Annotated in this window: 18 protein-coding genes and 1 pseudogene; 7 read left to right on the top strand and 12 right to left on the bottom strand. The window is 70.2% G+C overall.

Annotated elements, in window-relative coordinates; genetic code table 11:
* Positions 1–33: 33 nt before the first annotated feature.
* The 8 genes from CLV67_RS33510 to CLV67_RS33545 form a co-directional block, all read right to left on the bottom strand.
* Positions 34–600: a GAF domain-containing protein gene (locus CLV67_RS33510; RefSeq protein WP_106325636.1), complete on the bottom strand. Its 567-nt coding sequence runs from the start codon at positions 598–600 to the stop codon at positions 34–36.
* 19 nt (positions 601–619) lie between these two features.
* On the bottom strand, positions 620–1,195 hold the full coding sequence (locus tag CLV67_RS33515) for a GTP-binding protein (protein ID WP_106325638.1): 576 nt from the start codon (positions 1,193–1,195) through the stop codon (positions 620–622).
* Complete coding sequence (locus CLV67_RS33520; protein ID WP_106325640.1) at positions 1,173–1,550, bottom strand: DUF742 domain-containing protein; 378 nt, start codon at positions 1,548–1,550, stop codon at positions 1,173–1,175. Before CLV67_RS33520 ends, CLV67_RS33515 begins: the two co-directional genes overlap by 23 nt.
* Positions 1,547–1,981: a roadblock/LC7 domain-containing protein gene (locus tag CLV67_RS33525; RefSeq protein WP_106325642.1), complete on the bottom strand. Its 435-nt coding sequence runs from the start codon at positions 1,979–1,981 to the stop codon at positions 1,547–1,549. The genes CLV67_RS33520 and CLV67_RS33525 overlap by 4 nt, the downstream gene beginning before the upstream one ends.
* A 31-nt stretch (positions 1,982–2,012) precedes the next feature.
* Positions 2,013–3,260, bottom strand: coding sequence for a sensor histidine kinase (locus tag CLV67_RS33530; protein ID WP_239166292.1), 1,248 nt, complete (start codon positions 3,258–3,260; stop codon positions 2,013–2,015).
* Between the two features lie 188 nt (positions 3,261–3,448).
* On the bottom strand, positions 3,449–6,082 hold the full coding sequence (locus CLV67_RS33535) for an EAL domain-containing protein (RefSeq protein WP_106325646.1): 2,634 nt from the start codon (positions 6,080–6,082) through the stop codon (positions 3,449–3,451).
* Positions 6,083–6,113: 31 nt separating this feature from the next.
* Positions 6,114–6,716, bottom strand: coding sequence for a response regulator transcription factor (locus tag CLV67_RS33540; protein ID WP_106325648.1), 603 nt, complete (start codon positions 6,714–6,716; stop codon positions 6,114–6,116).
* Entirely contained in the window at positions 6,713–7,834 is a 1,122-nt protein-coding gene (locus CLV67_RS33545; protein WP_203737067.1) for a sensor histidine kinase, read from the bottom strand. Before CLV67_RS33545 ends, CLV67_RS33540 begins: the two co-directional genes overlap by 4 nt.
* Before the next feature lie 109 nt (positions 7,835–7,943).
* On the opposite strand from CLV67_RS33545, the gene CLV67_RS33550 reads away from it, so the two are divergent.
* Both CLV67_RS33550 and CLV67_RS33555 read left to right on the top strand, forming a co-directional pair.
* Positions 7,944–8,825, top strand: coding sequence for an ABC transporter ATP-binding protein (locus CLV67_RS33550; protein ID WP_106325652.1), 882 nt, complete (start codon positions 7,944–7,946; stop codon positions 8,823–8,825).
* 28 nt (positions 8,826–8,853) lie between these two features.
* Complete coding sequence (locus tag CLV67_RS33555; RefSeq protein WP_106325654.1) at positions 8,854–9,573, top strand: ABC transporter permease; 720 nt, start codon at positions 8,854–8,856, stop codon at positions 9,571–9,573.
* Positions 9,574–9,583: 10 nt separating this feature from the next.
* Here CLV67_RS33555 and CLV67_RS33560 read toward each other — a convergent pair whose 3' ends face one another.
* Positions 9,584–9,982, bottom strand: coding sequence for a hypothetical protein (locus CLV67_RS33560; RefSeq protein ID WP_106325656.1), 399 nt, complete (start codon positions 9,980–9,982; stop codon positions 9,584–9,586).
* A 1,257-nt stretch (positions 9,983–11,239) separates the two neighbouring features.
* On the opposite strand from CLV67_RS33560, the gene CLV67_RS33565 reads away from it, so the two are divergent.
* Together CLV67_RS33565 and CLV67_RS33570 are read left to right on the top strand one after the other, a co-directional pair.
* Entirely contained in the window at positions 11,240–11,803 is a 564-nt protein-coding gene (locus CLV67_RS33565; RefSeq protein ID WP_106325658.1) for a hypothetical protein, read from the top strand.
* A 66-nt stretch (positions 11,804–11,869) separates the two neighbouring features.
* Entirely contained in the window at positions 11,870–12,625 is a 756-nt protein-coding gene (locus CLV67_RS33570) for a sulfite exporter TauE/SafE family protein (RefSeq protein WP_106325660.1), read from the top strand.
* A gap of 1 nt (position 12,626) precedes the next feature.
* Here the strand turns inward: CLV67_RS33570 and CLV67_RS33575 are convergent, their stop codons facing one another.
* Positions 12,627–13,019, bottom strand: coding sequence for a nuclear transport factor 2 family protein (locus tag CLV67_RS33575; RefSeq protein ID WP_106325662.1), 393 nt, complete (start codon positions 13,017–13,019; stop codon positions 12,627–12,629).
* Positions 13,020–13,176: 157 nt separating this feature from the next.
* On the opposite strand from CLV67_RS33575, the gene CLV67_RS33580 reads away from it, so the two are divergent.
* The 3 genes from CLV67_RS33580 (at position 13,177) to CLV67_RS53745 (ending at position 17,448) form a co-directional block, all read left to right on the top strand.
* Positions 13,177–15,117 carry a putative bifunctional diguanylate cyclase/phosphodiesterase gene (locus CLV67_RS33580; protein ID WP_146169386.1) on the top strand — a complete coding sequence of 647 codons (1,941 nt, stop codon included), beginning with the start codon at positions 13,177–13,179 and terminating at the stop codon, positions 15,115–15,117.
* Positions 15,118–15,214: 97 nt separating this feature from the next.
* Positions 15,215–16,240 (top strand): SGNH/GDSL hydrolase family protein, encoded by a 1,026-nt coding sequence (locus tag CLV67_RS33585; RefSeq protein ID WP_239166293.1) that lies wholly within the window; start codon positions 15,215–15,217, stop codon positions 16,238–16,240.
* Complete coding sequence (locus CLV67_RS53745) at positions 16,237–17,448, top strand: cellulose binding domain-containing protein (RefSeq protein WP_239166294.1); 1,212 nt, start codon at positions 16,237–16,239, stop codon at positions 17,446–17,448. Before CLV67_RS33585 ends, CLV67_RS53745 begins: the two co-directional genes overlap by 4 nt.
* A gap of 4 nt (positions 17,449–17,452) precedes the next feature.
* Here the strand turns inward: CLV67_RS53745 and CLV67_RS33600 are convergent, their stop codons facing one another.
* Together CLV67_RS33600 and CLV67_RS53750 are read right to left on the bottom strand one after the other, a co-directional pair.
* A complete protein-coding gene (locus tag CLV67_RS33600; protein WP_146169387.1) occupies positions 17,453–21,514 on the bottom strand; it encodes an Ig-like domain-containing protein in 4,062 nt (1,353 codons plus the stop codon).
* A gap of 300 nt (positions 21,515–21,814) precedes the next feature.
* A pseudogene (locus tag CLV67_RS53750) lies at positions 21,815–22,444 on the bottom strand (hypothetical protein); the annotation flags it as partial.

A 22,444-nucleotide genomic window follows, 5' to 3' on the forward strand; every position in this document is an offset into this window, starting at 1 on the left:
ACATTGATAGCCACGGTTCCTCAACGGGGTCACTCAGCTACCCTCAGTGACAGACCAGCTCCCCTCCCGGGCGTGGATCTGCGCGATCAGTTCCGCGGCCAGCGTCTTGATGGTGTCCAGGCCCGGTCGGCCCCACGGTCGCGGTTCGACGTCGACGACGCAGACTGTGCCTAGTGCGACGCCGGTCCGGTCGATGAGTGGCGCGCCGAGGTACGAGCGGATGCCGATCTCGTCGACCACCGGGTTGCCGGCGAATCGGGGGTAGTCGCAGACATCGTCGAGCACCAGCGCCTTGCGCCGGACGACGACGTGCGGGCAGTACCCGTGCTCGCGCGTGAACGTACGCCCTGCCAGGCCGAGGCGCAGCGCGGCCGGAACCGTCGCGCCGGTGTAGAGGCCGCCGAGGTACTGCCGGTCCTCGTGGATGAAGTTGACCATCGCGAGGGGCGCCTTCGTGATCTCGCCGGTCCGGCGCGCGAACTCGTCGAGCCGCTGATCCGGGCCGCTGCCCAGGCCGAGCTCACGCAGGCGGCGTAAGCGGTCGGGTACCTCCGTGTCGACCGGGGTCAGCCGATGGTGTCCGGAAACGTCGTAGAGCATGCCGGGGGCTCCATTTCGGTCATCGTTGCGCTCGTGAGGTGAGGAGGTGTCGCATCAGATTGATGAGCACGCCGGTGGCCGATCGCCGGTCCCGTGCGTCGCAGAGCACTATCGGGATGTCCGGCTTGAGGTCGAGGGCATCACGCAGGTCGTCCGTCTGGTACCGGCATGTGGTGTCGAACTCGTTGACCGCGACCAGGAACCCGATGCCCCGGGACTCGAAGAAGTCGACCGCCGGGAAGCAGTCCTCCAGCCGGCGGGTGTCGGCGAGCACCACGGCGCCCATGGCCCCGTTGGACAGTTCGTCCCACATGAACCAGAAGCGCTCCTGCCCGGGCGTTCCGAACAGGTAGAGCACGTGACGGCCGCTGATCGTGATCCGGCCGAAGTCCATCGCGACCGTGGTCGTCGACTTGCGCTCCACCCCGGTCAGCCGGTCGGTGCCGACACTCGCCGTGGTGAGCAGCTCCTCGGTGTGCAGCGGCTCGATCTCGCTGACCGTACCGACGAAGGTCGTCTTTCCGACGCCGAACCCGCCCGCTATCAGGAGCTTGAGCGCGGACGGGAACCCGTCAGAGTCGTCGTTGAAGGGCATTGAGGATGGTCTCCAGTACCGCGGGGTTCGAGGAATCGGCGATCGGGTCGGGTGCTCGGGTGTCCACCACGCCCCAGTCCACGAGATCCGACAGCAGGATCTTGGCCACCACCGCGGGCAGCCGCAGTCTCGCCGCGACCTCGGCGACCGTGGTGACCGTGCCGCAGAGCCCGAGTGCCTGGGCGTGCTCCGGTCCGAGCTGGCCGGGCGGGCGGCGGCCGGTGGCGATCACCATCGACAGCAGCTCCATCCTGAGGGTCGGCTCGGTCCGGCCGTTGCTCACCGTGTACGGCCGGATGAGCCGTCCCGCGGCGTCGTCGAACCAGTGATCATGTTCGGTGCCGAGCGAAGTCACCGGCCGTGCACGCCCGGGAGCTCGGTCTCGTGCCGCGCGGGCGTCGACAGGTACGGCCGGACGCTCTTGACCATCTGGGCCATCTCGTAGCCGAGAACCCCCGGGTCGGCGGTCTTGCCCGCGATGACCGCGAGCACCGCCCCGGATCCGGCAGCCGAGACGAACAGCAGGGCGTCGTCGAGTTCGGCCACCACCTGCCGGACGCCGTCGGTGCCTCCGAACCTGGTGCCGGCGCTGCGGGCCAGCGAGAACATCCCGGACGCGACGGCGGCGAGATGGTCCGCGCCGTCGTCGTCGAGTCCGTGGGCGGCCTTGCGCAGCCCGTCGGAGGACAGCAGCAGCGCGCTCCTCGTACCGGGGACGCGGTCGATCAGGCCGGACAGGAGCCAGACGAGATCCTGGGACGTACGTGCGATGTCGGTGCTTGACATGTGAGCCGGGCCTTCCTGGGGACGGGGCGGTTCAGCCATGACTTCCGGGGCCGGGCATGCCCGACTCGCCCTGCGAGACGCCGTTCATGAACGACGCCATCAGGCCCGGATCGTGCTCGGGAGCGGGATCCGGGGCCGTGCGCGGCGGGCCGAGCTGCAGTTGCGGGGCCATGTGGGTCTGGCTGCGGCGACGCGGGAGCGGGGGCCGCGGCGACGGTTTCGCGTTCGGGACGACCTCGATGGTGTCCTCGGCCACGGGCAACGAGGGCTCCGTGACCGTGATCCGGTGTTGCAGCGGAACGCGCTTCTGGAGCGGAAGTCGTTCCCGGGGTCGCGGGGTGGTCTCTGGTTCCCGCTCCGGTTCCCGTTCTGGTTCGGCGGCCGCGCCGATCAGCAGCCGCGGCAGGATGATCACGGCCTGGATGCCGCCGAAGATGTTGGGCTGCAGCTGTACGACAATCCCGTGCTGCCGGGCGATCACGGACACCACGTAGAGCCCGATCCGGCCGTCGCGCAGCAACTCGTCGAGGTCGGTGCTCGCGGAGTCGAGCAGGAGCTGGTTGACCCGGTCCAGATCGGCGCGCTGCATGCCGAGCCCGCGGTCCTCGACCTCGATCGCCACCCCGGAGGTGACCTGCTGGACGCGGAGCAGGACCTGGGTCTGCGGCGGCGCGAACATCGTCGCGTTCTCGATCAGCTCGGCGATCAGGTGGATGACGCTGGCGACGGCGTGCCCGGGCAGCGTGCCCTCGATCGGCGGCACCAGCTTGACGCGGGAGTAGTGCTCGACCTCGGCGATCGCGGAACGCAGAACCTCGGTCAGCGCGACCGGGCGGCTCCACTGGCGGCGTGACACCGAACCGCCCAGCACCGCGAGGTTCTCCGCGTGCCGCCGGATCCGGGTGGCCAGGTGGTCGACCTGGAAGAGGCCCTTGAGCAGGTCGGGGTCCTCGACCTCGTTCTCCAGCCCATCGAGCAGCTGGATCTCCCGGTGCACCAGCGACTGCAGCCGCCGGGACAGGTTGACGAAGATCTCTACGTGCCGGCCGCCGTCGTGCGCCGCCGGCTCCCGGACGGGCTCCGCCGGGATCCGTGTCGCCCTGAGCTGCTCGGTGAGCCGGGCGATCTCGGAGCGGGCCGAGGCCAGTTCGGTGTCCGTCCCGGCCGGGGCGGATGGCGTCTCGCCGGGTCCGGCACCGCGGTGCCAGGCGGCCCAGCAGGTGAGGGCGACCGCAATCAGTGCCGCGAATACGGCAAGCAGATATGCAGTGTCGGGCATGAGCATCCTTGGATTCGGTGATGCGGCATTGTCCCGGGGTGGAGGGATTTTCACTCTAGTGAGGACGGATTGCAGAGCAAGGGCGTGAAATCAGGACCGGCATCGTTCTGATGAAGTGGTCAACCTCAATGCTGATTCAGGTCATCTGAATGGGTGAATCAGCGGGTGACAATTGAACTGCGCCGAGGTTATGGTCCCGCTGGCCGATCCCACTCACGCGATCTTTCGAGCAGCGCCTCGAGGTGCTCGGCCGGCAGCGGGCGGGCCAGCAGGTCGCCCTGGCCGTACCGGCAACCGGTGGCGTAGACGGTCTCCACGTCGTCGTCGGTGGACAGGCCGTCGGCGATCACGTCCATGCCGAGCCGCCGGCCCAGCGTGACGGCGATGTCCATGATCGCGCCGACCGCCGGGGCGGAGCCCTGTTGACTGAACACCCCACGGTCGATCTTCAGCAGGTCGACCGGCAGGACACGCAGCCGGCTCAGGGAGGTGGGGCCGGCGCCGAAGTGCCCCACCGCCGTACGCACGTCGCTCATCCGCAGCGCCCGCAGATGTTCGGCCAGTCGTTCGCTGGACTCCGGGCTCTGGTGCAGGTCGTCCTCACTGACCTCGACCACGAGCGCCGACCGGGGAATCCGGTGGACGGTGAGCAGCTCGTCGAGCCCGACCCCGAACGGTTCCGCCCCGAGCTCGCTCGGGCGCACGCTGATCGAGAACCACAGTGGCTGGTACTCCCCGCGCCACGCGGCGACCTGCCGGCACGTGCGGTGCAACGCCCATTGCCGCAGCTCACCGAGCATGCCGAGGTCCTCGGCCAGGGCCAGCAGCTCATCGGCGGCGAGGCGGCCCAGCGTGGGGTGCCGCCAGCTGATCATCGCCTCGACGCCGACCGGGCGCCTGCCGGACAGCTCGAACACCGGCTGGAAGAGCAGTTCCAGCTGGTTGCGGTCCATTGCCGTCGGCAGGTCCTGCTCGAGTGCGGACCGGCGTACCAGCTGCTCCTCGATGGTCTCGTCGTACCACTCGACGCCGCCGGGCGGCTGGGAACGGGCCACACGCAGGCCGAGGGCGGCCCGTCGCAACATCTCGTCGGTGTCGGTCTGCGGGCACGCGTCGGTCAGCCCGGCCCAGATCAGCAGGTGGGCGCTGGCGCCGTCCAGCTCGTAGGGTGCTGTCAGGGCGGTGACCAGCTGGTTGGCCAGCAGATGTGCGCTGACCGCGCCGCTGCGGGTCAGCACCGCGAACCGGGCGTCGCCGACGCGGGCACAGACGTCGGTGGCGTCGATACGCGTGCGTACCCGGCGGGCCGCCTCGACGAGCACCGTCTCGGAACGCTCGGTGCCGTGCACGTCGGTGATCGCGGTGAGCCCGCTGAGTTCCAGGACGATCAGCGCGCCCCCCTCGGCTGTCCCCGGGCCGGCGCCGCGCAGGCCCCGCACATTGGCCAGCCCGGTCAGCGGGTCCTGATGGGACGCCTGCTGGAGGGCCTGCTCGAGTTCCCGCTGGTCGGTGACGTCACGGATGTGCAGGACGAGGCTGCGGCCGGGCATGGCGGGGTCGGCGCCGCCGACCGTCCACTCCGTCTCGCGCCACCGCCCGAAGCCGTCCCGGAACCTGGCCGTGACCGATCGGGCGTCCAGCTCGGTGCGGTCCTCGTTGAGCCGTGCGGTGAGGAACTCGTCGAGCGCGGCCGCCTGGTCCCGGTGGACCAGCGAGGTGATCGACCGGCCCAGAACCTCCTGGTCGGACAGGCCGAAGTGGCGTGCGGCGGCCGAGGACTGCCAGCAGACGGCCAGGCCGGTGTCGAGCACCATCGCCACGTCCGACGCGCCGAACATCAGGCTGCGCAGCCGCCTGCCGTGGTGGGTCAGCAGGTCGGCGTGGCGGCGCAGGGCGACGGCGGCGACGAACTCGCGGGTCGCCACCGCCAGCAGCGCGATCACCGCCAGGGCGATCGCGGTCGCGTCGAGGTGGCCGCCGTGCAGAAGCCTTGCCGCCACCGCGACGGACGAGCCCAGCACCGGCAGGGCGAACAGCGGGAACCCGGCGGCCGGCTCGGTGCCCGCCGGCACCGGGCGGCCGGTCTCCGGGTCGACGCGGACGCTGCCCCACCACATCACCCAGGCGGCGATGTTAACGGCGGCGCCGGCAGCGACCACGGCGAGCGCCGAGTTGGGGTTGGCCGGGTTGTCCGCGCCGATGACCAGGGCGGTGAGACAGATCAGCGTCAGGGCGACGCCCGGGCCGGCCCACCGCAGCGAGGCCCGATGCCGGATGGAGTGCACGCCGACAACGGCGGCGACGGCGGTGGCGGTCGCGCCGACGATGGTGGCGATCGACGAGGCGCCCCGCAGGTAGCCGTCGCTGAAGATGAGCACCCAGGGCGGGAGGGTCAGGCACGCGGAGACACCGACGATGTCCAGGCAGACCCGCAGCCTGCCGAGGGGGTCACGATGCTGCTGCGGGCGAAGCAGCGCGGGCAGCATGATGAGGACGGCCAGGAAGAGAGTCACCAGGTACAGCCGGGCCGTCACCGGAACCCCGTCGACGCCGACGGCCGGCTGGGCCAGCGTGATCACCGCACCGGCAGCCCCGGCGGCGCCGATCAGAAGCAGTCCGCCGCCCAGCAGCAGGGCACGGAACCGCGGTCCGGCCGTCGTCCCCGTGCGGGCGGACCACATCGTCATCGCGCCGGGGATCAGCACCGCGGCGGTCAGCAGCCCACCGGCCACCGGCAGCGGCAGCAGGGCCACGACCGCCAGAGCCAGGGCGGCACCGACGCCGACGAACGTTGATGGACGCACCGACCGCAGCGCACTCATGGGCGAATCCTACGGATCCGGCACGCCGCGGTCACAGCCAGTCGTGCTCACGGGCGTAGCGGGCCGCCTCGTGACGGGTCTGGGTCTGGGTCTTCTGCATGGCGCTGGACAGGTAGTTGCGGACGGTCCCCTGTGCCAGGTGCAGCCGGGCGGCGATGTCGGCCACCGAGTAGCCCTCGCCGGTGACCCGCAGCACGTCCAGCTCGCGTTCGGTCAGCGGGCAGTCGTCGATGACGGCTAGCGCCGAGACGTCCGGGTCGATCCAGCGCTTGCCCGCGTGCAGGGTGGCGATGACGGTCGCGATGTGGGCGGGTTCCGCCGACTTGCTGACAAAACCCTGAACCCCCGACTTCAAAGCCTTCCGGAGTACGCCGGGGCGCGCGTGCCGGGTCAGCATGAGTATCACCTGCCGCGGCCGGGCACGGCGGATCTCGGCGACGGCGCCCAGCCCGTCCACGTTGGGCATCTCGAGGTCGATCACCAGCACGTCCGGCTGATGGAGCAGCGTGGCCTCCACGGCCTCCCGTCCGTCCGACGCCTCGGCCAGCACGGTGATGTCCCCCTCGAGCGGCAGCAGGGCGGCCATCGCCTTGCGCAGCAGGGCCTCGTCGTCGGCCAGCACGACGGACGTCATCGCGCACCGCCCGAGAACGCGGGGAACACCGCGGCCGTCGTGAATTCTCCGTCCTCGGCGGTCACTGTCAGTTCTCCCCCGTCGGTCACCATCCGCTGCCGCAGAGCCGAGAGCCCACGCAATTCGGGCGGACCGTTGCCCACGGCACCGTCATTGACGATCGTGATTCCTGATGCTGTGAGAGTGATGGCCACCCGCGTGCCCTGTGCGTGCCGCAGGATGTTCGTCGTCGTTTCCCGTAACACCTGACCGAGCATTTCACTCACTCGCGCGTCCACCTCCGATTCACGCGTGATACGCACCCGGATCCCGGCCGCTTCGAACAGGTTCTTCGCATTCTCGAGCTCCGCCGACAGGTTCAGCCGGCGCTGCGCGTACGCCAGCTCCTTGGTCTGTTTTATCGTGTCGCTCACCAGGTCGTGGATCTCGCAGAGTTCCTGCTCGGCCCGGCCCGGATCGCTGTGCACGAGTTTGCGCGCGAGCGCCGCCTTCAGCTTCACCACGTGCAGCGTGTGACCCTGGATGTCGTGCAGGTCGCTCGCGAAGCGCACCCGTTCCCGGATGACGGCCAGCTCGGCCTCGCGTTCCCTGGAGACCTCCAGTTCCTGCACGATGTCGTAGAACCGCTCCCCGGCGAAGGCGAGCACCAGGATCGTCAGGGTGAGGCCGCCCGGGGTGAGCACGTACCTGGCGAACGCGTCGCCGCCGGGTTCCATCAGCAGCCGGCCGGCGCCGACCGCGACGACGAAGGCCAGGAGCCCGGCCGCCGCCGCATACCGATGACGGGTCAGGCGCGGGAGGGTCAGCGAGGCGACGCTGGTGACACCCCAGTACGCGTTGGGACTCCCCACCACGAAGGCTCCGACCGGCCACACCGCGGCCGCGACCGCCAGACAGGGCCAGGCCACCCGGCCGATGTCGTTCGCCGTCCACCGTTCGAAGGCCACCAGCGCCGCGATCACGCCCGGCGCCAGCACGAGCGTGTGCCACCACGACCGTATGTCGACCGCCATCACGACCACCGCCGCCAGCGTGATCGGCGGCAACGCCGTGTAGAGGTTGAGCCGGCGCAGGCGCCCCTGGGTCGCCTCGGTGAGACGCAACGATCTTGCCTTCACCCCACCAGTATTCGGCCGGACCGGGGTGCCGGGTAGTGACACCACGTCATGTCCGTTCATGACACGGCGACACTGACCGTACGGGTGGGGCGGCTGGTGTCATCGTTTCATGTCCACAACGCCAGTCATCGAAGTCGAACGCCTCAACCTCAAGTACGGCGACTTCCACGCCGTACGCGATCTCTCCTTCGAGGTTCGTCCCGGGGAGCTGTACGCGCTGCTGGGCACGAACGGCGCCGGCAAGACCTCGACCCTGGAGACCGTCGAGGGGCACCGGGTCCCGACGTCCGGGACCGTCCGGGTGTTCGGCCAGAGTCCCCGCGACCGTAAGGCGGTACGGCCGCGCATGGGCATCATGCTGCAGGACAGCGGGTTCTCCCCCGACCTCACCGTCCGCGAGTCGGTCGGCCTGATCGGCGGGCTGACCCGGCGCGACGACGACGTGGACCGGGTCGTCGACCTGGTCGGCCTGAACCACAGGGCCGGCACGCTGGTCGGTCAGCTGTCCGGCGGCGAGAAACGCCGCCTCGACTTCGCGACGGCCGTCTACGGCACGCCCGAGCTGATCTTCCTGGACGAGCCGACCACCGGCCTGGACATCCAGTCCCGCGACGACCTGTGGGACGCCGTCGACCGGCTGCGCGAGAACGGCTCGACCGTAGTGCTGACCACGCACTACCTGGAGGAGGCGCAGCAGCGCGCCGACCGGATCGGGCTCATGCACAAGGGTGTCTTCCACCGCGAGGGCACCGTCGCCGAGCTGACCCGGACCCTGCCCGCCGTCATCACGTTCACACCGTCGGCCACCGCGCCCGCGCTGCCGCTGCCGGTCGCCGCGGCCGCCGACGGGTCGGTGCGCGTCGAGACCTTCCACCTGCAGAAAGACCTGCACCTGCTGCTGGCCTGGGCTCAGGACCACGCCGTCGAACTGCGCGACCTGTCAGCCGGCCCGACCCGGCTCGACGACGTCTTCCGCGCCATCGAATCCTGACCCGTCCCCACCCTCGGATAGGACCGTCATGCTCGCCATCGCTCGTTCCGAGCTCATCCAGATCTTCCGCAACCGCATGGTGCTGGTCACCAGCTTCGTCATCCCGGTCGCGGTCAGCGCGTTCTTCGTCTACCGGCACGAGGTGTTCGCCCAGCTCGCCAGCTTCGGTTACATCGCGGCGATCATCATGTTCACGGTCGGCGCCTTCGGGCTCTACACCTCGATCGTGACGACGCTCGCCTCACGCCGGCAGAACCTGTTCCTCAAGCGGCTGCGCTCCACGGCCGAGAGCGACGCCGGCATCCTGGCCGGGCTCGTCACGCCGGCCACGGTCGTCGCTCTCGTACAGCTGACCGGGATTCTGATCGTTTTCGGCCTGGTCGCCGGCCGGCCCGACAACGTGCCACTGCTGGTGCTCGCGGTGCTGGCCACCGTGGCCATGATGGTCGGTCTGGCACTCGCCACGGCCGGCGTGACCAACTCGCCCGAGCACGCCCAGGTCACCACGCTACCGGTGAGCCTCGGCGTCATCGCCGTGTCGAGCTGGGTCGGCATCACCGGCACGGCGGAGCTCGAACTGGTCAAGCGGCTGCTCCCGGGCGGCGCGGCGACCGAGCTGATGCTCAACGCCTGGAACGGCGGGGTCGCCCTGTCGGACTCCCTGGTCCTGCTGGGGCCCACGTTCGCCTGGGTGGTCGTCGCCGTCTCGTTCGCGAACCGGATGTTCCGCTGGGAGCCCCGCCGCTGACGGCACCGGGTCAGTGGCCTTCCCGGCCGCTGCCGCCTGCCCCGCCGCCGCTGCCGCTGCCTTCCCGGCCGCTACTGCCCTGCCGGTCGTCCAGGAAGCCACGGATCTCCTCGACCAGTGCACGTGTTGCGGCCCCGCGCTCGTCCCGCGCGGGGCCTTCGAGGATCTCGAGCAGTGCGGGGGCCAGCTCGACCGGCCCGGAGTCCGGCTTCGGCCACTCGAGAGCCGACTGATACCCCGCGTCCGGCCCCATCAGCTGAATCCGGGCCGTGTCGCCCGCCTTCGACACCTCGAAGACGGGGTTGGAGGCCGTCGGATAGGCGTCGATGAAGTTGTCCGGGCTGACCTGAATCGGCTCCAGGGACTGATCGAGGAACACGAAACGGGGGCTGATCTTCTGGTCGGTCAACGTGGTCTCCTTCGACGGGCGACCGGAACGGGCGTGTGGCCGTGGGGTTACCCCCGCTCCGGCAGGGCAACCGTCCGAGGCAGTGGTCGCCCAGCGGGCCGGCGGCCGCCAGTCCAGGCCGTCGAGGATGGGCCGAACGCGTCGGCGTAGCGGTCTCCGGAACGCAGCGCGTGCAGGGCCATCTCGGCGAGGTGCGGGAACTCGTCGGCGGGCGGCCGCTTGATCAGCGAACCATCTCTAGACACCTTTTACGGTCAGGGTCTGGTTGGGGTTGGTGGGGACAGTCCTGTCCCGGGCCGCTTGATCGCCCAGCCGTGGCAGGCGAACCCCTTCCGCGGGCTGTTGATCGCCCAGCCGTGGCCGGCGAACCCTTCCCCAGACTGCGTGATCGCCCAGCCCTGGCAGGCGAACCCTTCCGCGGGCTGTTGATCGCCCAGCGGTGGCCGGTGGCCCCTTCCTCGGACAGCCTGATCGCCCAGCCGTGGGCGGTGAACCCTTTACCGGGCCGGAGGCAGCGATATCCCGGAGCCCGGCTCCGAAAACGGCCGTAGTCGATCGTCCAGCACCGGACCGCGGCGGTAACCGGCCCCCGCGATCCCGGCGGCGATCCGAGGCATCCTCGGACCGCACGACGGCAACGCCAGGCCCACCAGCCGACCGAGCGCCACCGACGAATGCGGCTGACGGGCCGGGAACCCCGACGGCGAAAGCTCTCTAGAGTTCTCGGCCGGATTCCCCAGCTGAAGCTCCGTATTTCCCGGCCCCACCACGCCGGTTGTGTGGTGGGGCGCGCCCACCCGCAGACCGCGAATCACCACACGCGGGCACGCCCCCTCTCGCGTGGTGACCCACGCCCACAGACGCACCACCAATCACCACACGCGGGCACGCCCCCTCCCGCGTGGTGACCCACGCCCACAGACGCACCACCAATCACCACACACGGCCACGCCCCCTCCCGCGTGGTGACCCACGCCCACAGGCGCACCGCAAATCACCACGCACGTGGGAGGGCGGCCTTGTCGCCGCGGGGACCGGCGCGCTTGCGGTTGACCACTGCGAGCACCGGCGAACACGGCGCAGAACTGATCCAGGCCGGGTCGGTACGCGGTGGTCGATACGCCACGTCCGGCCACCGCGTACCGGCCCCGCCCCGGGCCCACCGCTCCTCGGCCGGCAACACCGCCTTCGTGATCACCCCTCGGCTGGGCTCTCCGAGACATCTGGCGGCGATGCGGGCGCGCATAGGATCTCGGCGTGACGGAGTGGAGCCGGAGGTACTCGGGGTGGGAGTCGGACTTCCGGGGCGCGGGAGATCGACTCTCGGCGCGATCGGAGACTCTGCTGGAACTGGTCGGACGGTCGGTGGCGGCGGGCTGGACCGTCTGGGACCACCGGCGTGAGCGGTCGTTACTGATCGGACCCCTGGTGCTCGTTCTCAGCGACGGTTCGCAAGTGGAGATCGCCTGGGATGGATGGAACGATCTGTCCCTCACCCGGGACACCGTGGACCTGACGACGCCGGCACAGGTGCTCGGCGGGGCATGGACCTGGCGGCCGTCGGAGCCGCAGCCGGTGGCGGTGATCGCGGGGCGGACCATCACCGGCTTCGCCGCCGTCGAGACCCCGTACTTCGACGGCGGCGAGGACCTCAGTGAACTGCCGCTGGAGCGGGCGAAGGGCTGGCTCGCCGACGGTCTGTGGATCGAGTTCGGCGACATCGGCCTGCACGTCTACAACAGCGCGGACGACAACGGGTATTCGTCGAGCCCGTACCTGAAGGTGCACGAGGGCGCGACCCGGGTGACCCGCCTCGGGTGAGCCGTCAGAAGGCCTGCTCTGCACCACCTGACCGCGCCGGCGAACCGGTAGGGCAGGATCGACCCGGTGACCACCTGGGAGGTGCTCGCCCTGGTCGGTGGCGGCCTGACGGCGGGCGCGGTGAACGCGATCGCCGGTGGCGGGTCGCTGATCGTGTTCCCGCTGCTGGTCGGCCTCGGCCTGCCCGGTGTGGTGGCCAACGTCTCCAACGCGCTGGCCGTCGCACCCGGGTACGCCGCGAGCGCCGCCGGGTCCCGGCCGGACCTTGTGGGCCAGGGCCGGCGGATCCTGACCATCCTGCCCACGATCGTGGCAGGCACCCTGTGCGGCAGTGCGATCCTGCTGGTCACGCCGCAGGAGGTCTTCGACCTCGTGGTGCCGTTCCTGCTGCTGGCCGCGGCGCTCATGATGGCGCTGCAGACCCGGCTACGGGTACTGGCCGGGCATCCGCGCGACAACAGTCCTCGCCGGCAGACCGGGCTGCTGCAGCTGGCGGTGTTCGGCTGCGGGGTGTACGGCGGCTACTTCAACGCCGCCATGGGTGTGCTGCTGATCGCCTTCCTGTCACTCGTGCTGGACGAGCCGCTGCGCCGCATCAGTGCCCTGAAGAACGTCTTCAGTGCGGTCGTCGGCACCACCACGGTTCTGATCTACAGCGTCTTCGGGCCGGTGGACTGGGTCGTCGTCGCGGTCCTGGCCCCGGCCACCATCGTCGGCGGTTACCTGGGTGCCCGCGTCGCCCGGCGGTTGCCGGGCGACGTCCTGCGCTGGACGATCGTCGTCTTCGCCACGGTCGTCGCGCTGGTCATGCTGGTCACCTGACCTACACCGACGACTCGACAGCCTCGCGCTGAATCCGGTCGAACTGGGCGGCCATCGCCTCGGCCAGCGCATTGGCGCCGGACAGCGGGCGCACCATCACCATGATGTCGTCGATCAAGCCGTTCTCGTCGACGTGCAGGAAGTCGCAGCCGTTCACGGCCTTGCCGCCGACCGTGGCCTCGAAGATCAGCGCGTGGTCGCGGCCGCCGTCGATCTCGCGGACGTAGCGGAAGTCCTGGAAGACCCGCAGGGCGCCGCGCAGGATGGCGGCGGTGATGGCCTTGCCGGGGTACGGCTTGAACGCGACGGGGCTGGTGAACACCACGTCGTCGGCGAGCAGGGCCTCGATCGCGGCGCTGTCCCGGGCCTCGACCGCCTGACGAAACGCGTGCATTCGTACCTCCTTGGGGTAGTCAATTTGTTGACTACATCTGAAGAGTATTGAGTCCCGCTCCCGTCGTGCAACCCGTCCAGGGGTAATCGAGCAGCGCACCGCGCCGATGAGGACGTGACCCGGACCAGCATGTCCGGTGCCCGACGGCCGGAAGGTGATGATGGGGTCAGCGCGTGCCGCTTCGCGATGGCTGGTCGGCCTGCTCGCCGTCGTGCTCGCTGGCCTGTCCGGCTATGCCGTGTTCGGCAGCTGGCGCCAGGCCGGGATCGTCTCCGAGCTCGCCGTCGACAGCGCGAACACCGACGCCTACCAGCAGGCCGCCTACCTGGTCAGCTGGGAGATGGCGCTGATCCAGGCGTCGATGCGCGAGCCGGACGGCGAGGAGCGCCGGCAGCTGCCCGACGTCTACAGCCAGGCCCAGCGGGCGATGGCGTACATGGCTGAGGTCGACGTCGAGGACGAGGAGCTCACCTCGGGGATCGTCCGGGCCCACCGGGACCTGCGGCCGCGCATCACCGACTACCTGCGGCTCCTCGACCAGGACGACATGGAGGCCGCCGAGGAGGTCCTCGAGGACTCGATCGAGCCGGTGATCAGCGAGATCATGAGCACCGTGCTGGCCGAGCAGCAGCACCACCTGGGCGATCACGCGGACAAACAGACCGCCGGCCGGGGCGAGTCCGGGCGGCTGTTCTGGGGCAGCGTGCTGACCTTCGCGGTCAGCCTGGCCGTGCTCCTGCTGTTCGCACTCTCCTCGCGGAGGCATCGGCGTCAGGTCGAGGCGCTCGCCGCCACCGACGTGCTCACCGGACTGCCCAACCGGAATGCCTTCACCGGGCGTACGAAACTCGCGCTCGCCGAGGACGCCAGCCACCGCCGCCGGCCGGACCGGGAGCGACTGGGCCGGGCGACCGTCCTCGTGGTCAACCTGGACGGCTTCCGCGACGTCAACGAGCAGCTCGGCCACCGGATGGGAGACCGGCTGCTCACCCACGTGGCCCAGCGGCTGCGCGCCTCGGTGCGCGACCACGACTTCGTGGCCCGGCTCGGTGGCGACGAGTTCGCCGTCCTGCTGCGCGACGCCGACCCCGCCATCGGCGAGGACATCGCGGCGCGCCTGACCGGCGCCTTCGCCGCGCCGTTCGTCATCGACGACTTCACCGTCGACCTGGAGGTCAGCATCGGCGTGGCGACCGCCGGGCCGGGCGAGGACGCCCCGGCCGTGCTACGGCACGCCGACACCGCCATGAACATCGCGAAGCAGCAGCGTCTGGGCTTCCGCCGGTTCACGGTCGGCGCCACCGACGACAGCAACGCCCGCCTCGGACTGCTCGGCGACCTGCGGCGGGCCCTGGACGCGGGCGACGAGATCACCCTGCACTACCAGCCCAAGACCGCCCTGGCCGACGGCGCACTCGCCGGCGTCGAGGCACTCGCCCGGTGGCAGCACCCGACCAAGGGACCCATCTCGCCGGGCGCGTTCATCCCGGTGCTGGAGGCCACGACTCTGATCCACCGGTTCACCGACCAGGTGCTGGCACAGGCGCTGGAGCAGGCCCGCCTCTGGCTGAACGCGGGCCACCGCATCCCGGTCGCGGTCAACATCTCCACCCGGTCACTGCTCGACACCGGCTTCCCCGAGCGGCTCGCGGCCCTGCTGCGCCAGACCGGCGTGCCCGGTGACCAGCTGTGCATCGAGGTGACCGAGCACAGCATCATGTCCGACCCGAACACGGCCATCGAGACCCTGCACCGGATCCGCGGCCTGGGCGTGAAGACGTCCATCGACGACTACGGCACCGGCTACTCCTCGATGACGTACCTGCGCCTGCTGCCGCTGGACGAGCTGAAGATCGACCGGTCGTTCGTGCAGGACCTGAGCCGGGACCCCGGCAACCGGGCCCTGGTCGCCTCGACGGTCGAGCTCGGCCACAACCTCGGCCTGACCGTGGTCGCCGAGGGCATCGAGGACGCCGAGACCCTCACGGCACTGCGCGACATCGGCTGCGATCTGGCCCAGGGCTTCCACCTGGCCCGACCGATGACGGCCGAGACCCTGACCCGCTCCCTGGCACGGCCCCGGGCCCTGGCCGCCTGATCCGGACCATCCTGAGACATTGACGTTCGTCTAATCCTGCGGGGATGATTCGTTTCAGCTCCGACCTGGGAGCGCTCCCGCCCGTGAGGAGAGTGCCGTGTCCCGATGGCTCCGCCTGTTCGTCGTCCCGGTCGCCGCCCTCCTGTTCGGCCTGGGCACTCCACCCGCGCACGCCGCCGCCGGTGACGGGTCGCCGAGCGATCCCAACATCGCCTTCCAGGGCCGGTGGGACACCACGAACCCGGCGGCCGTGGTGCCGAAGTTCGCCGGCGCGTACCTGACCACCGGGTTCACCGGCACCCGGGTCGCGCTGCGGCAGCGCTCCACGATCGACCTGTACTACAGCATCGACGGGGCGGCCGACGTCCATCTCCGCAACGTCAGCGGCACGGTCAGCCTCACCCCGGCGGCGCTGCGGCCCGGCAACCACACGCTGCGGGTCTCCTACCGGGTCGTCGCCGGGTCCTATCACGGTGACGCCGTGTTCCAGGGCCTCGTCCTGGACGGCGGCGCCACCACGTACGCCCTGCCCCGGCCGCCGCGGCTGCTGGAGTTCGTCGGCGACTCGATCACCGTGGGCACCACCTCGTCGAAGAACGCGCTCACTGCGTACGGCTGGCTGACCGGCGAACAGCTCGGTCACGCGCACACCCAGATCGCCGAGGGCGGCGCCTGCCTGGTCAGTGCCGCCGACGGCTGCACCGGGATGGCCGACCGGTTCCTGCGGGTAAGCACCACAGCGGGCTCGGCGCTGTGGAACTTCTCCCGATACCGGGCCGACGTCGTGATCATCAACCTGGGCACCAACGACGTCGGACACGGCGTGAGCACGACCACCTTCCAGACCGTCTACACCGGCCTGCTCCGCGACATCCGCGCGAAGTATCCGCAGGCCGTGATCCTGGCCCTGCAGACCTTCACCAAGCGGTACGCGGCACAGACCCAGGCCGCCGTGCAGACCGTGACCGTGGCCGGTGACCGCAACACGTTCTTCGTACCCACCGACGGCTGGCTGCCGGCCGGAGGTCTCAGTGACAACGTGCACCCCAACGACACCGGCCACCGGGCCATCGCGGCCCGCCTGGCGCCGATCATCACCGAGAAGCTGGGAGCCGCGTCATGACAACCCGCCGCGTCATGACAACCCGCCGCGTCCTCGCGTTCTCCGCCGCGCTCGCCGGGGTGCTGCTGACCGGCACCCTCGGCATCGCCACGGCCCGGGCCGCGCTCGCACCCGCCTGCCGGGTCGACTACAGGATCACGAGCAGCTGGGGCACCGGCTTCGGCGCCGAGGTGGCGATCACCAACCTCGGCGACGCGGTCAACGGCTGGAACCTCGCCTGGACGCTGGTGCCCGGACAGAGCGTCACCCAGGCGTGGAACGCCACCGTCGCGGTGAGCGGCTCGACGGCCACCGCGACCGGCGTGAGCTACAACAGCGCGGTGGCGACCGGCGCCACCGTGAGTTTCGGCTTCAACGGCGGTCACAACGGCACCAACCCCGTGCCCGCGTCGTTCACGTTCAACGGCACCCTGTGCACGGGACAGCCCGGCACCCCGTCGCCGACACCCTGCACGGGGCCCAGCACGCCGCCGGCGTCACCCTCGGCGCCCGCCCGGCAGGTGAGGATCTGGATGGCCGGCGACTCCACGATGATGAACGCGAGCACCTGCCCGGTGGGCTGGGGCAGCCAGATCGCCGCCTACTTCAACAGCTCTGTCACCGTGCAGAACAGCGCGGTCGGCGGTCGCAGCGTGCAGACCTGGCTGTACGAGGGCAACGTCACGAGCACCAAGAACACCGCGGGCGAGTGCGTCGTGAGCCCGGAGACCTACCACTCCCGCTGGACGAGCATGCTCGACGCCACGACCGGGATGAAGGCCGGGGACTACCTGTTCATCCAGTTCGGCATCAACGACGGCACGTCTGCCTGCCCGCGGCACGTCGGGTCGGCCCGCTTCCAGCAGTTGCTCGGTGTGATGGTGCAGGCCGCCAAGGCTCGCGGTGCCAACCCCGTCCTGGTGACCCCGGTCGCGGCGATCACCTGCAGCGGCGGCACCGCGGTCGGCAACCGCGGATTCCTCACCGAGACCCGCAACGCCGCCACCGCGAACAGCGTGCCGGTGATCGACCTGCACCAGCGCAGTGTGGCCCTCTACAACAGCCTGGGGCTGTGCCCGAACAACGGCGACTACGGCAGCGGGGCGGTCGGCGCCTTCTTCTGCGCCGACCACACCCACTTCGAGGCGGCCGGTGCCCGGCAGATCGCCGGGCTGATCGCCACGGCACTGCGCGAGCAGGGCATTCCGCTGGCCGCGTGGCTGCGATGAGGTGTCAGCAGCCACCCAGGTCGCGCCATGGGCCGTACGCATCGCCGGGCTCTTGATTGCGGGTCCACCACCTGGCCTGCCAGAGCCGGCCGTCGTGGTGGACGGTCTCCCCGCCGGTGTAGATCCACGACGTGGTCCACACCGGAGGGCCGCAGCCGGCCGGAGTGCCGATCTCGGCCCACGCGCCCCACGGTGAGGCGCCCGGTGTCTGGCCGCGCGTCCACCACTGCGCCACGAAGTCACGGCCGTCGTGGCGTACCCGGTTACCGGACGGATAGACCGCGTCCGGTGACCAGGCCGCCGGCACGACCAGGACCTCGTGCGACGCCGACAGCCCCGGGGCCGCGACCGGGGTCGCGGTGATGATGGCCCGGCCGTACCCGAGCCCGGTCACCACCCCGTCGGCGGAGACCGTGGCCACGGCCTGGTCCGACGACCGCCACGTGACCGCCTGGGAGGCGTGCTCCGGCGCGACGGCGGCCTGAAGGGTGGCCTGCTCCCCCGGCGTCACCTCGTGCGCACCGGTGATCGTGACGGTCTCCGGGTCGAGGTCGCCGGTACGCGCCACGGCGAGCCAGCTGATGACCGGGTCCTGCGAGCCGGTCTTCGTCACCGTGTAGGTGACCACCGTCGGCGCGGGCACGGTGAACGACACCGTGCCGGTGGCCCGCGCGTTGGTCGAGCTGAGACTGATCGGGGTGCCGGTGACCGTGGCGCCGCCGACCGTGACGGTCTGTGACATGGGCCGGGTCTGCGCCCACCACTCGGTGAATCCGGCGGTCAGCGTGTACTTCCCCGGTTCCAGCGGCAGCCGGTAACGGATCGTCTTGTTGCCGCCGGCCCAGTGGCCGGTGGAGAACTTGTCGGCCGCATCCGTGCCGCCCTTGACGGTGATGCCGTCGTTGACGAGGCCCCAGGCGTCGGCGGTCGCCGAGATCTGGTCCGCGGTGCCGTTGAGCAGTGTGGCGACCGAACCCGAGACCGCCTGGAACTGTGGTGAGCTCTGCCCGGCGGCCAGTCCCGAGTCGATGTAGTAGACCAGTGACGGTGGCACGACCTCGTAGCGGGCGGTGAACGCCTGCTTCCGGCCGTCGGCGTAAGCGTCGTTGGTCCAGCCCTCGACCGTCACCGTCGTGTAGGCGGCGCGCGCCGTGTTGCGGCTGGCAGCGGTCCAGGTGACAGCGCGGGAGTGTCCGTCGACGGTGACCGTGGCCGGGAGGTCTCCGCTGGTCAGGACGGCGCCCACGAGACCGAGGTCGCGTTTCGTGTCGGTGACGTCGGCGGGCCGCAGGTTGTCGGACGCCGCGGTGAGCCGGGCCGTGAGCTGCGCGACACCGATCGTGTCGAGGCCCGGCTGCCCGTCGAGCGCCGCTGCCGCCCTCGCGCGGGTCGCGGCGAACACGGCCCAGGACTGCGCCGACCAGTCGGCCTCCACGGGTGTGCCGGCCGCTGCCAGGGCCTCCCGGATCGGCTTCGTGTCGACCGGGCCGTCCACCTTGCCGGAGATCGAGGTGAACGCGTCGAGGACCAGAGTGCCGGACCGGAGGACGAACGTGGCCGTGTGCGAGCCGTCGGTGAGCCCGCGCAGCGTGTAGGTGGCCTGTCGCTTGGCGGTGCTCCCGGTGGCGGCGCCGGTGGCCAGCGGCGCGCCGTCGACGGAGACGTCGAGGGTGGCGGAGCCGTTGTTGCCGCCGATCACGTCGAGGCCGGTTCCGGTGAACCTCACCGTCACCGACGAGCCGGCCTGGCTGCTGGTGGAGGTGGACCGATGCCAGTCCATGGCGTCACCGGACGCCGCCCGGTGACTCCATGTGCCGGTGTAGGCGTTGGTGCCGTCCATGTTGTCGAGCAGCGTTTCGGCGTACGGCGAGAAGCCCTTGATCTTCTCGATCTTGAGATTGTCGAAACCGGTCCGGTGGAAGTCGCTCGCGAGGTTGACACGGCCGGCCAGCTCGGGCGCCGGGTCGGTGAACCGGTGCACGGCCGCGCCGTCGACGAAGGCCGTGATCGTGGCACCCGCGGCCTCCACGGCGAGGGTGTAGCCGTCGGCCGCCGTCCGGGTGCCGGTCGCGATCGTGGTGCCGTGTTTGCTGAAGGTCCAGGCCCCGGCCTTGGTGATGCGGATCTGGTAGGCAGCGCTGTCGGCGGCCATCCCGTTCTGCTGGCGTACGCCCAGCCCCGCCGAACCGGCGGCGTCGGGGAAGGAGACGTCGACGCTCGCCCGGTAGTTGTGCCAGCGGAAGTCACCGACGAGCGTGTTGGGACTGTTGCGGTTCCACGCCGCGGTGTCCTTCATCGACTGGTCCATCAGCTGGTAGAGCCGGTCGCCGGCGACCTGCCAGGCGCCCGTCTGGTCGACCATGAAGCGCGGCTCGTCACCACGGGCGCTGTTCGCCGGGTAGTGGAAGTCGTCGGCGTGCAGAACGTTCTCCCCCGTGTCCAGCACCGTGCGCGGCGCCGACTCGGGCAGCCTGTCCCCTCCGCCGGTGTCGAGGGTGGTGAACGTGACGATCGACCGCGGCGGCACCTGGTAGGTGTACCAGCCGTCGTCCGCGGCCCGCAGCGACGCGACCGGGTGCATGTGGTGGGCGGCCCGGGTCTCCCAGACCCGCAGGGTGGGATCCGCGCCGAGGTCCATGTTCTCGGCCCTGATCCGGTAGGTCTTGACGAGATCGCTGTCGTTGACCGCGACCGTGGAGAAGTCGCGCCGGTCCGGGTCGGCGAGCGTCAGGTAGCTGGCGGCACCGTTGGAGCCGTCGAGGTTCTCGGTGCCGAGCACGCCGCTGTAACTGGCCTCGGGCACGGTCCGCCAGATGCCGGCCGTGTTGGTGTCGTTCTCCCAGCCGGTCTCGGCGAACTGTGTGAAGTGCCGCATCACGTAGATCGCCGCGTCGTAGTGGATGTGGCCGGACCACGGGTCGCGTGCGCTGAGCAGCTCCTTGTGGCTGTACTGCGCACCCTCGTAGAACGAGCCGATCGCCGGCTGGAAGACGTAGTGGGTCCGCTTGGACCGGTGGTAGCCCTTGACGCTGCGGTTGGCCAGGTCGAGGGCACTCTGCAGACCTCCGATGCCGGTGCTCGCGCCGCCCGGCCCCTCGTTGTTGTTCACGCGATAGTCGGTGAAGCCGAACGAGCCGACGCCCTCGCTGTACCAGACCTCCTTGTCGCGGACGGTCGCAAGCTTGGTGTACGGCTCGTACGTGTTGCTGGTGACGGCGCCGTCGTAGCGGTCGTCGGTGTTGTAGTGGTACCCGACAGCGTCGACGATCCCGAACAGGGCCGGGTCGTCGAGCAACGCCGGGCCGATGTTCTTCGTCTGGTTCTCGTCCGAGGCGACGATCTTGATCTTCTGGTACGCCTCCGCGACCGCCGCCTGCTCATCAGCCGGGATGCCGTACCGCGGATCGGCGAAGTCGGTGTCCGTGACCAGGGCGTTCTTGTAGTACCTGATGAACGCGAGGTCCGGGTTGGTGGTCTCGTTGGTGTCCGGATTGACGTAGTCGACCATGTAGCCGTACTTCTCGTACGCGTCGAGAATCGTCTCCTTGTACCACCGGTACATCTCGTCGCGGCCGGTCCCGGCGCTCCATGCCTGCTGCACCCAGTAGGGCATCGTCCAGCGCAGGATCGACACCTTGAGCTTCGGATTGACCGTCTTGGCGTCGGCGGCCAGCTGGAAGCCGGGCGACCGGGAGGCGTCGGCGAGCTCGTCGGCCGTCCGCATGGTGGCCGCGTCCGCGCCGGTCGAGTTGTTGGTGTCCGAGCCCATCTCCATCTTGACGTGGTTGATCAGCGGGTGCGGCCCGCCGAACAGCACGCCGATGAGCTCCCAGTACCGGCCGGGGTGCTCGGCCTTGTAGTCCATCAGCAGGTTGCTCGTACTGTTGGCACTGATCAGACCGAGGCCTTTGTACGGGAGCCCGTGCACGCTGTCCTTGCGCACATCCCGCCCGTCCACGACGACGTCGACCGTCTCCTCGGCCGCCGTGGCCGGTGTCGCCGTCAGTCCCCAGGCGAGGCCGGCCACCATCGCGGCGCAGCCTGCCGTCCACTGTCTGATCCGCACGTCGCGACTCCCCTACGGTCGAGCACCGGGTGACGATCTCGTTACGGGAGTAAATCGCTCACAACAAGACACGTCAATGCCCGTTCGCGCAGAAACGATCGAACTCGCTCAGATCCGACCCTCAGCCGCTGCTCGCGGCGCACTCACTAGCGATCGCCCTTCTCGCCGATCTTGTGGCGTTGCGGTTACACGAGTGGTGCAACCTCACAAGATCGGCGACTGGTGGGGGTTCAGGCTGCCGCGACGGCGGCCGGGAAGTGAGGGGTCCCGGCCGCCGTGCTCTGATCGTTTCTGATCGTTTCAGTACGCGCGTACCTCGAGCAGGCCCACCGAGGCGGTTCCGCTCGCCTGCATCACCACGCGGAGCCGGGTGGTGCTGACCGCATTGAACGTGACGGTGTTGTAGGCATTGGCGGCCACCGGGTATCCGCTGGTCGCAGCCACGTCGGCGTAGGCGCTGCCGGTCCAGTACTGCAGCTTCCAGGAGCCCGGCAGCCGTACGCCCCCGTTGTCGTCGAACAGATAGGCCTGCGCTCGGTTGAGGACCTGCGCGCCCGGCCAGGTCAGTTCGGCCCACTGCTGACCGGTCTCCGGCCAGGTCCCCCAGCGGGGGTTGACGGTGTCGTTGGACGATCCGGGCTCGAGTCCGTCGTTGATCGCCGCGATCGACTCCCACGCCGAGGTGTAGGAAGCCGACGCCGTCGCCGAGCGGGCCTTGTTGTCGCCGACCGGCGGCGGGGTGGTGGTCCCGTTGATCGCCAGGTCGGCGCTGGGGAAAGCGGTGAACGACGGATTGATGTCGGGCTCGCCGCCGGCACCGTCGCAGCGGCGGTCCGGGTTGAACAGCAGGTAGGTGCCGGCCGAGCAGGCGAAGGCGATCTCGGCGTCGCCGCCGACCACGATGTTGCCGGACAGGTTGGCGCCGCCCTG

Origin of the sequence: Actinoplanes italicus, from assembly GCF_003001815.1 — a bacterium.
Taxonomy (GTDB): Bacteria; Actinomycetota; Actinomycetes; order Mycobacteriales; family Micromonosporaceae; genus Actinoplanes; species Actinoplanes italicus.

Coding starts and splice junctions, on each gene's coding strand:
- CLV67_RS33575 (WP_106325662.1), bottom strand. CDS start 13,019: ATGCACGCGTTTCGTCAGGCGGTCGAGGCCCGGGACAGCGCCGCGATC.
- CLV67_RS33515 (WP_106325638.1), bottom strand. CDS start 1,195: ATGCCCTTCAACGACGACTCTGACGGGTTCCCGTCCGCGCTCAAGCTC.
- CLV67_RS53745 (WP_239166294.1), top strand. CDS start 16,237: ATGACAACCCGCCGCGTCATGACAACCCGCCGCGTCCTCGCGTTCTCC.
- CLV67_RS33535 (WP_106325646.1), bottom strand. CDS start 6,082: ATGAGTGCGCTGCGGTCGGTGCGTCCATCAACGTTCGTCGGCGTCGGT.
- CLV67_RS33510 (WP_106325636.1), bottom strand. CDS start 600: ATGCTCTACGACGTTTCCGGACACCATCGGCTGACCCCGGTCGACACG.
- CLV67_RS33550 (WP_106325652.1), top strand. CDS start 7,944: ATGTCCACAACGCCAGTCATCGAAGTCGAACGCCTCAACCTCAAGTAC.
- CLV67_RS33525 (WP_106325642.1), bottom strand. CDS start 1,981: ATGTCAAGCACCGACATCGCACGTACGTCCCAGGATCTCGTCTGGCTC.
- CLV67_RS33555 (WP_106325654.1), top strand. CDS start 8,854: ATGCTCGCCATCGCTCGTTCCGAGCTCATCCAGATCTTCCGCAACCGC.
- CLV67_RS33540 (WP_106325648.1), bottom strand. CDS start 6,716: ATGACGTCCGTCGTGCTGGCCGACGACGAGGCCCTGCTGCGCAAGGCG.
- CLV67_RS33530 (WP_239166292.1), bottom strand. CDS start 3,260: ATGCCCGACACTGCATATCTGCTTGCCGTATTCGCGGCACTGATTGCG.
- CLV67_RS33580 (WP_146169386.1), top strand. CDS start 13,177: ATGATGGGGTCAGCGCGTGCCGCTTCGCGATGGCTGGTCGGCCTGCTC.